This is a genomic window from Xenorhabdus entomophaga, from assembly GCF_037996725.1.
Taxonomy (GTDB): domain Bacteria; phylum Pseudomonadota; class Gammaproteobacteria; order Enterobacterales; family Enterobacteriaceae; genus Xenorhabdus; species Xenorhabdus khoisanae.
Window position 1 is genome coordinate 1 of the sequence record NZ_JBBMXH010000319.1, and the last position, 537, is coordinate 537.

Annotated in this window: 2 protein-coding genes; both read right to left on the reverse strand. The window is 48.2% G+C overall.

What is annotated here, in order from left to right:
• Nucleotides 1–152: 152 nt before the first annotated feature.
• Entirely contained in the window at nucleotides 153–356 is a 204-nt protein-coding gene (locus AAC854_RS22965; protein ID WP_340619109.1) for a hypothetical protein, read from the reverse strand.
• On the reverse strand, nucleotides 349–537 hold a 189-nt coding region (locus AAC854_RS22970), incomplete at its 5' end, for an HNH endonuclease (RefSeq protein WP_340619110.1). The genes AAC854_RS22970 and AAC854_RS22965, both read right to left, overlap by 8 nt.

Consider the following 537-nt stretch of genomic DNA (forward strand, 5'->3'; position numbering starts at 1 on the left):
AAGGCGGCGGTCCTCAAGGGCGAGAGTGGTAGAGATTTGACCCGCCCCTCCCCCTGCGTGACGATAACAACCGAGATGATTGCAAATAAAAACTAAATCATTGCGCTATTATTTGCTGTGATGGTCACGTCGAATGAAGTTATTCATTGAAATTAAAAATGGATATCGACCGCCTCATCAGCCATCTCATTGGTCACCGCAAAGGTCACCGTTAATGTGGGGTGGACATCGCTTGCTTTGGTTTCAACGATCACCTGCTTCTGGTTGGATAACAACAGGCCATCGACACTCAGGGCATAGCCCATAAAGCTACCGCCCTTGAATATGCGTGACAGTTTCACTTGCCTCTCACTCATCGCGTAGTCTCTCCGTTGCTGTCTTACGTTTATGGCAACTATGGCAAATCGAGGATAGATTGTTATCCGCATCAGCTCCCCCATGAGCCTTGGGAATGATATGGTCAACGGTCTTGGCTTCTACTACTCGACCACTTCGTAAGCACTCCTGACACAGGTATTTATCACGCCTAAGAATCCG